Source organism: Microcoleus sp. N9_B4 (genome assembly GCF_036701635.1).
Classification (GTDB): domain Bacteria; phylum Cyanobacteriota; class Cyanobacteriia; order Cyanobacteriales; family Microcoleaceae; genus Microcoleus.
Genome location: NZ_JAUBRC010000011.1, coordinates 1 through 8,069, shown reverse-complemented (window position 1 = coordinate 8,069; position 8,069 = coordinate 1). Strand labels below are relative to the sequence as shown.

Annotated in this window: 10 protein-coding genes and 1 pseudogene; 5 read left to right on the top strand and 6 right to left on the bottom strand. The window is 47.2% G+C overall.

From position 1 onward, the window contains the following. Nucleotides 1–1,655: tetratricopeptide repeat-containing protein (locus QUA43_RS09660; RefSeq protein ID WP_333373268.1), on the bottom strand; the 1,655-nt coding region annotated here is incomplete at its 3' end. 104 nt (nt 1,656–1,759) lie between these two features. Beyond that, nucleotides 1,760–2,929, bottom strand: coding sequence for a hypothetical protein (locus QUA43_RS09655; RefSeq protein WP_333373264.1), 1,170 nt, complete (start codon nt 2,927–2,929; stop codon nt 1,760–1,762). Between the two features lie 165 nt (nt 2,930–3,094). Here QUA43_RS09655 and QUA43_RS09650 point away from each other — a divergent pair, with 165 nt between their 5' ends. Then, complete coding sequence (locus QUA43_RS09650) at nt 3,095–3,406, top strand: TRADD-N-associated membrane domain-containing protein (protein WP_333373261.1); 312 nt, start codon at nt 3,095–3,097, stop codon at nt 3,404–3,406. A gap of 6 nt (nt 3,407–3,412) precedes the next feature. On the opposite strand, the gene QUA43_RS09645 is transcribed toward QUA43_RS09650, so the two are convergent. Together QUA43_RS09645 and QUA43_RS09640 are read right to left on the bottom strand one after the other, a co-directional pair. Next, the gene (locus QUA43_RS09645; protein ID WP_333373258.1) at nt 3,413–3,625 is read right to left on the bottom strand and encodes a helix-turn-helix transcriptional regulator; all 213 of its coding nucleotides are present in this window, start codon (nt 3,623–3,625) and stop codon (nt 3,413–3,415) included. Between the two features lie 20 nt (nt 3,626–3,645). Continuing rightward, nucleotides 3,646–3,858, bottom strand: a complete 213-nt coding sequence (locus QUA43_RS09640) for a helix-turn-helix domain-containing protein (RefSeq protein ID WP_096831645.1) — start codon at nt 3,856–3,858, stop codon at nt 3,646–3,648. Between the two features lie 127 nt (nt 3,859–3,985). On the opposite strand from QUA43_RS09640, the gene QUA43_RS09635 reads away from it, so the two are divergent. The 3 genes from QUA43_RS09635 to QUA43_RS09625 all read left to right on the top strand — a co-directional run bounded on the left by QUA43_RS09635 (nt 3,986) and on the right by QUA43_RS09625 (nt 5,999). Continuing rightward, the gene (locus QUA43_RS09635) at nt 3,986–4,228 is read left to right on the top strand and encodes a hypothetical protein (protein WP_333373256.1); all 243 of its coding nucleotides are present in this window, start codon (nt 3,986–3,988) and stop codon (nt 4,226–4,228) included. A 156-nt stretch (nt 4,229–4,384) separates the two neighbouring features. After that, nucleotides 4,385–5,176 (top strand): DUF4058 family protein, encoded by a 792-nt coding sequence (locus QUA43_RS09630; protein ID WP_333373253.1) that lies wholly within the window; start codon nt 4,385–4,387, stop codon nt 5,174–5,176. A 34-nt stretch (nt 5,177–5,210) separates the two neighbouring features. Further along, nucleotides 5,211–5,999: a DUF4058 family protein gene (locus QUA43_RS09625; protein ID WP_333373250.1), complete on the top strand. Its 789-nt coding sequence runs from the start codon at nt 5,211–5,213 to the stop codon at nt 5,997–5,999. A gap of 99 nt (nt 6,000–6,098) precedes the next feature. Here QUA43_RS09625 and QUA43_RS09620 read toward each other — a convergent pair whose 3' ends face one another. Beyond that, entirely contained in the window at nt 6,099–6,797 is a 699-nt protein-coding gene (locus QUA43_RS09620) for an energy-coupling factor ABC transporter ATP-binding protein (protein WP_445301958.1), read from the bottom strand. Next, nucleotides 6,794–7,063, bottom strand: coding sequence for a hypothetical protein (locus QUA43_RS09615; protein ID WP_333373244.1), 270 nt, complete (start codon nt 7,061–7,063; stop codon nt 6,794–6,796). Before QUA43_RS09615 ends, QUA43_RS09620 begins: the two co-directional genes overlap by 4 nt. A gap of 887 nt (nt 7,064–7,950) precedes the next feature. Here QUA43_RS09615 and QUA43_RS09610 point away from each other — a divergent pair. Continuing rightward, a pseudogene (locus tag QUA43_RS09610) lies at nt 7,951–8,069 on the top strand (photosystem II D2 protein (photosystem q(a) protein)); the annotation flags it as partial.

The window sequence follows — 8,069 nt, the reverse complement described above, 5'->3', positions numbered from 1 at the left end:
TCGGCTCCGAGCTGTTGCTCCCTGATCGAGAGCGATCGCACTAATAAGGGTTCCGCCTCCGGGTAACGTCCCATTGCATCGTACAGCCATGCCAGATTGTTCAAACTAATTGCCGTGTGGGGATGGTCGGCTCCGAGCTGTTGCTCGTTAATCCAGAGCGATCGCACATACAAAGGTTCCGCCTCTGGGTAGCGTCCCATTGCATCGTACAGCCCTGCCAGATTGTTCAAACTACTTGCTGCATCGGGATGGTCGGCTCCGAGCTGTTGCTCGTTAATCCAGAGCGATCGCACTAATAACGGTTCCGCCTCCGCGTAGCGTCCCATTGCAGAGTACAGCAATGCCAGATTGTTCAAACTACTTGCTGTATCGGGATGGTCGGCTCCGTAGCGTTTCTCTGTCATCTGGAGGCAAGCTTTGAACCACTTCTCCGCCTTTGCCCACAAACTCTGTCCCTGAGCAACCAGCCCCAAAACCGTGAAAGACCGCGTAGCATCACTATTTTCCAGCAGATGTGACCATTGCTCCGCCACCACCTCCAAATGAGGCAACGCCTCCTTCACCCGTTCCTGCACCTCCAGCGTCACAGCCGGCGGAATCGTCTTCGCCACCGCTGTCAGCGCCACCGCAAAACTTCTCCGCAAATCCTCAGCATCGGCGTGTCCCTGCAATTTGGCCGCAAAAAACTCCCGAATCAAAGCATGAAGTTGATAGCGTGGCTGCACCAGCCCAGATTGAGCCGGATCTGAGGTTTCATCCTCCACCAGCGACAGCAAACTCTGTTCCAGCAGTTCGTAATCCCGACAATCCTCCAACTCCTCCTCATCCCAATCCGGCAAACACTCGGCTACCAACTCCCAAGGAATCGGAGCCAGAGCAAACACGCTCAGCAGACACCCCAGCGTCCGCGCCGGAGGTTTCAACTCCGCCCAACTCAACTCAAAAGCTGCCGCCACTCCGCGCCTAGCCGTCATCCCAGCTTCCGCCTCCTGCAAGGCCCGCGCTTCCAATCGCTGACTCTGCAACCGTTGCAGCATTTCTGCCAAAGACAGTGCCCGCTTGCGTCGCAGATAGCGCCCCACCAGTTCGATGCCCAAAGGCAAATAATCCAACCAGTGACACAGCGCTTCAGCATCTTCAAGATGGGCATCAATCCGTCCCAGCCCGTTTCCCGGCAAATCCCCTGCCGCCAGCCGCAGCAAGTTTAGCGCCGCCTCTGGTTTCAACACTTTTAACGGCAAACACCCCACAGGCGGCGGCACAATTTGTCGCGCAGTCAGCAACACTTTAAAGCGGGGATTTCTAGGTAGCAACCGCTGCACCGCGGGGTAATCGCTGACATCATCCAATACCAGCAGAGCATTGCCAGAGGTTTGTTTTGCCCACTCTTCGTAGCAAAACTGCAACCGTTCCTCCAGATTGTCGAGAGTATCCGGCGGCTCAATTCCCATTCGCAGCGCTTTCTGCAACACCTGCGGCGCTAAATCGTTGTCCCGCACAAACAGCCACCAAATCCCCGCTGGATATGTGTTGCAGTCGCGGTGAAAGTTTGCATACTGCCATGCCAATTCTGTCTTGCCGATCCCGCCCATTCCCGACGCAGCAGCAATGGCAACGCGCCTTCCATCCTGCAACAATCCGTGCAAATCCTGCATTTCCTCATCCCGTCCGACAAAGTTTTTTGAACCGAGTTCGGAGGGAATATCGTAAAGTTGGTAAAAACTTGTGAAACTTGGATGGGGTGTTTTTCGCTCCTGGTCTAGGACTTTTTTGCTAGTGCCTTAACCCCCTTCTGAAACGTTGGAAAATGCCGCTGGAAAAAATTCTCTGTATCCAATTCTGCCTCGTAGGAAATTCCTATAAACGGCGGAATGCTGGAGATTACGCCTTTAAGTTTCGCTGCCGCTGTCTGTCCCGGTTGGTTCAGCTTGTCCCGAATTTCCTGCAAAATCTGAACTACCTCATCGGGATACTGTCGCTGCACTTCAATTTGCCCAACTTCTTCGACTATCTCGGCAACAATAATCTCAGCTTCAGGTTCGGGAATTTCTACTGTTTTCGTTTGCTGAGCGAGAACCTGCCAATACTCTTTCTCGTACTCCCGGATTTTCGGCTTAATTTCTTCTTGCAACCGCTGCTCAGCATGGATTTTTGGTAGTCCTGTTGTCAGGATAGCTTCTCGCTCTAAAGCGTGTTGCTGATCTCGCAGCAATTTCAGGTTTTTTTCAATTTGAGACAGACGATTGATTTGCATTGATTTAACTCCGGTAAACTGTGGTATGATTTCAATATGCCCCATCTCTTCGGGCATTTTTTCTGCTAGTATTTGAGCATCCTCGACTGGAAACCCATCTAGTTCGGTTAATTCTCCTGACTGTATCTTATTTAAAAGTCGCTCAATATCTTCTTGAGACCCTTCTATGATTAATTTTATACTGCCTTCTTGAATATCAGTGATTTGTATAGTATCACCTCCATGTTCTTTTAAAATAGCTGCGATAACCTGGATATTTGAAATCGAATCTATATCACCTTTTAATGTAATTACAGTTTTGGTTCTCTGACTTATTTTTTCTACAATATTTACTTGGCGAACAAGCATTTTCTTTTTCACTCCCTCTTCAATATCAGAGCTAGGGTTAAGCTGTCTTTCTATTGGCTGAAAATTTATGCTCTCTTCTGTTGTTTCTAAAATTTCTTCCCACTTTAATTGTAGTGAATCACATATTACTTTAAATGAATCATATAGAATTGGACATTGTGTGAAAAATTTGGTAACTGTACTGCGCGATAACATTTTAGACCTAGCAAAGTTGCTTTTTGAGCCAAATCCTAGCCTGAGCAAAGCTTTTTCTGCTGTTTCTACACCTTTTTTAGATGCAGCAATAGTAAGTTTTTTCTTTTTTCTGCCTGGGCTAGAGTCTGTCATAGATTACCTCAATTTCATAAAAATAATTTTTAGCGCAGTCATATCTAAAGCATAAGGCAATCATAGCAAAGCCAAAAGAGATCAACAAGACAATCATTGCGTAGTCAGGGTTTCAGGCATTTGGCTTCATAGTAGAAGTATGAAGTCTACAGGTTCTACGAAATCATGAATAACAAACTAAGCACCAACCCTCACTCCCCAGTAAAAATGATTATTGTCAAAGAGCGCTTGCGCCAATCGCGTTATAGTTTTAATGCAGCTCTAGCAGCAGCCGTACTGTCTAGCTGTATTAGTATTGTCGGTGCGGCACTCCTATTATCAGGCAAAGTTCCTGAAGGCGCTGTCACCACATCGAGTGGCATGGCTGTAAGTGTGGGTTGTTTTAAACTTGCCAAGGACGCAAACGATCGACTTGACAGGATGACAAAAGAATTAATAGATGACAACAGGGAAACAGCCGATATCCGATCAAAATAGGACATATTAATTTTCCAACACCTCAACCAAATCTTCCACCATCACATCGAAGACAGCAGCAAGTTTCTGCAAAGCCGTATAGTCCACCGTTGCCATTTTGGGGGCTTGGGCGTATTTTTTAACTGTGCTGTAGGGAATTCCCGTTCTGTCAGAGACTTCTTTCAGCGTCCAACCCTTCTCCTCAGCGAATTCTCGAACTCGCAACCGTATTAACCCCATCTTCCCGCTGACAAATCAGTTTACTGTTCCAAAATCTCAACTAAATCTTCGATCGCAATATCGAACGCACGGGCCATCTTGTCCAAAGCTGTGTAGTCTACAGTTGCCATACCTGGAGAATTAGCATAGGTAATGATCGTGGTATATGGAATACCTGTTCTTTTGGAGACTTCTGTCAGATTCCAACCCTTCTCTTGAGCAAATTCTCGAACTCGCAGCCTAATTCGTCCCATTCCCTCTTGACAACACTCGAGTATTCGAGTTTAATATAAAACATAAATAAGCGATCGCCCTCCGACCTGAGAAATCAAGGGCGAACGCCTTTCCTTTACCACCCACAAAAGTGGGCAGAACACATCTATGATACCAAAAGAACCGACTTATCGCGATCGACTTCAACCTTGGCATCTAATTCGCCACCTCCCCAACTGTCAGCGGTTAACAGTCGCCCGTTTCGCCCGCCGCCGCGATGCCGAATCTTACCTCAATGCACTGCGCCGCTTAATGCCCGCAGTCTCGCATACAATTGTGTTCGTAAATGCGGTGTCTGTGTTGGATGAAAACAGCGTTCCAATTCAAACACAATTGGCGATCGAAGTTTAAGCGTTGAAAAGTGCGAAAAATAGGCAAGAATCCTGTTCCCCAAACATTAAAATGTCTTCTGGGGTGGGCATCTTGCCCGCCCAAGAACAGGCAAGATGCCTGTTCCACAAATATTCAACTAAACTATAAATAGACTTGAGTCAAGGAGTCAAATTAATGCCATCTCCCTTTCCCGGTATGGACCCGTATTTAGAACATCCTAACCTATGGCCTGAATTGCATCATTGGTTGATTAGTGAAATCGCCAGATTTTTATCTCCGCAACTGCGTCCTAAATATCGAGTGGCTGTAGAGTTGCGAATGTATGAAACCAGCAGCGAAAATTCAGTGCTTGTCGGTATTCCCGATGTAACTGTACAGCGTTCTGAGACATCAAATAACCCATCCACAAATGTGGCTGTTTTGTCACCTCCAACACAACCAGTGACAGTGACACTTCCTATGCCAGAAATTATCAAGGAAGGTTATTTAGAGATAAGAGGAGTGGAAACCAAAGAAGTAGTCACAACAATCGAAATACTTTCACCTACTAATAAACGGTCGGGCAAAGGAAGGCAAATGTACGAGAAGAAACGCGAACAAATACTGGGTAGTCGCACTCACTTGATTGAGATTGATTTGCTGCGGCGCGGTGAACCAATGCCAGTGTTTGGGAATAATATTGATAGTCAATATCGGATTTTGGTTTGTAGGGGAAATCGCCTTCCTTCAGGCGATATGTATGCTTTTGATATTCAAGATTCAATTCCTGCTTTCCCAGTTCCTTTGCGTCCCGAAGACTCTGAACCTATTGTTGATTTGCAAATACTTTTCAATCAAGTATACGATATTGCGGGTTACGACATGGAAATAGATTACTGTCGGGAGCCAATACCGCCATTGTCTGAAACAGATGCAGCTTGGGCAGATGCTTGGTTGCGCGATCGAGGATTGCGGGAAAGTTGCTAAACTGTAAATAGACTTAAGTCAAGGAGTCAAATCAATGCCATCTCCCTTTCCCGGTATGGACCCGTATTTAGAGCATCCTGAACTCTGGCCTGCCCTACACCACTTGTTAATTAGTGAAATTTTTAGATTTTTGTCTCCACAACTGCGTCCTAAGTATTTAGTCTCGTTGGAAGTGAGAATCTATGAAACCGCTGATGATGATTTGTCAATTGGCATTCCTGACGTAAACGTAATTCAGCCAAGAACCACAACCGAATTAATAACATCAAATGTAGCCGTTGCAGCGCCACCAACACAACCCTTTACAGTAAATATTCCCATGCCCTACCAGGTTCGGGAAGGCTATTTAGAAATTAGAGAAAGAGGAAACCAAGAACTAATTACCCTGATTGAAATCCTCTCGCCTAGCAATAAGCGCACAGGAAAAGGACGACAAATGTACGAAGAAAAGCGAGAAGAAATTTTATCCAGTCGCACTCATTTAATTGAAATAGATTTATTGCGGCGCGGTCAAAAAATGCCAGTTATCGGCAATGACATTGAAAGCCACTATAGCGTTTTGGTGTGTCGGGGAAATCGCCGTCCCAGAGCAGATTTGTACGCTTTTAACGTGCAAAACGCGATGCCTGCCTTTCCTCTGCCACTGCGATCGGGCGATACCGAACCTGTCATAAACTTGCAGGAATTATTCACTCAAATTTACGACATAGCAAGTTATGATCTCAAGATAGATTATCGCAACTGGGAAGTCATACCACCGCTGTCAGAAGCCGATACAATTTGGGCAGATGCTTGGTTGCGCGATCGAGGATTGCGAGATTGATTTGCCGTGCAGCTATGCTTTTAGTCTGCAGAGGCAGACTTCGTTTTTGTAGAAGCGATTTCAATCGCCGAGTAACTTAATTCAAAAATTGCTTAACAGCTAAACATCTTGGCTTTGCATCAACCGCTGCTTCAAACGCGCCGGATCTCCCCGATCGACCACTTGGCCCTTTTCCAACAAAAAAGCCCCATCACAATAATTCAACTCATCCAAACGGTGAGTCACCCACAAAGCCGTAATCCCGCGATTTTTCACCAACCGCTGCACCGCCGCCACCAAATCCAACTGAGAATCAGGATCTAACAAAGCCGTCGGTTCATCCAACAGCAAAATTTCGCAGTGACGGGCGATCGCCCCAGCAAGAGCAATTCGCTGCTTCTGGCCCCCACTCAAAGCATAAATCGGCCGCCGCTGCAAATCCAGCAAATTCACAGCCTCCAAAGCCTCCGCCACCCTCTCCCGCACCTGAATATTAGAAAGCTTTTCCTCCACCAAACCAAAAGCCACATCCGCACCCACCGTCGGCATCACCAATTGGTGATCCGGGTTTTGGAACACAAAACCCACCCGCCCGCCGAGGTCAATTTCCCCCGACTGGGGGTGCAGCAGCCCAGCCATCAGCCTCAACAGCGTAGACTTGCCGCTGCCGTTAGTGCCCAAAAGCATCCAAAACTCGCCCTTGGGTACATCCAGAGAGCAACCTTGCAACACTCGATCGCCCGACGGCCAGCAAAAACCCAAATCCCGCACAGCAACGGCTGACTGGCTCATATCGGCACCAACACCCCCAGTCCTCATTCTGCCGACATCGAGACAAAGCCAGGGGATCTGCCTGTAGATGACGCCCCCGATTTCTGAGAAACCACCACCCCAGAAATCTCGCTGCTGAGTACAGCCACCTTTTTCTCAGGATTTTTCTCGCAGGTGAGTTCCAAAATTTGCGGTTGGGAGTTGCGAATCGCCGCCAGTACCTGCTGGTAAACAGTCTCAGCGTCCTCCTCCAACTTCCGCTGCACCGACAGCGAGACGGGCGTATTTTTCACAATGATGTCAATGCTGAACATATAGTCTTAAAAACCTAAGTTTGGAGCTCTATCCTCAGTATATATATAGGACTTACCCACGGAAACCCAGTTTCTTAGAAAAATCAGAGGTTGAGGGCGATATATCTACCAAGCCACCGGGCTTCTGACGCAAAGCGCAGAGACTCCTATATAGTAGAAGTTCCCAAATGCAGGGCAAAGACTTCGGGGACTTCCAGGGCTTCGCGGACTTCTGGGACTTCCGGGACTTCGGACAAATCAAGATCCGGAAGTTTTTTAAGAAATAGTTGCCATTGTAAAGAATTACCTCTATAATCTTGATTACGGTAAAGAAAAGTAAAGTCTGTTCATAATCCAACTCGTTTTCTGCTAAGCAGAGGCAACGGTTGGAGACTACAGACTAGAGACAAATCCGTTGTAATTATATCCATTTGGAGATTTGCGTAAGTCAGTAACCCAGCCCTAAAGGGACTGAGCTTGTAAGAGCGATTAAGCAAGCTGTGCTGACCAGCCTAAGCCTTAACTGGCTACGTTATTTGAGTCACGACACCGGAGAATGCGACGCTAGTTTTCCGCTCTGTCATTTGCAATTAAACAGTCTTAAGGTCACTGAGACAGTGTTGCAAGTCTAACAAGCTCTTATAACATTGGCGAAGCGAACATTACCCCGAAAGGGAGGCTCCACAAGAGCAAACCTTATGCGTACAGGGTTGCAAGGTTTGAGGTGGTAACTGTCCCACTGAAAGTACATTACAAAAGTACACCAAATCAAGCAACTCCAAGGCGGTAATGGTAAAGAAAGATTCAAGGCGGTTAAAACCGCTCGTGCGATGCCCTGAGCGTAGTCGAAGGGTCGTTTTCCTCTGTAGGCTCAACCCACTTAGTTTCCCACTTACCGAGTATTTTTTATGACAATCGCAGTCGGACGCGCCCAGACCGAAAGAGGCATATTTGATGTCCTCGACGACTGGCTCAAACGCGATCGCTTCGTCTTCGTAGGCTGGTCTGGCATCCTGCTATTCCCCTG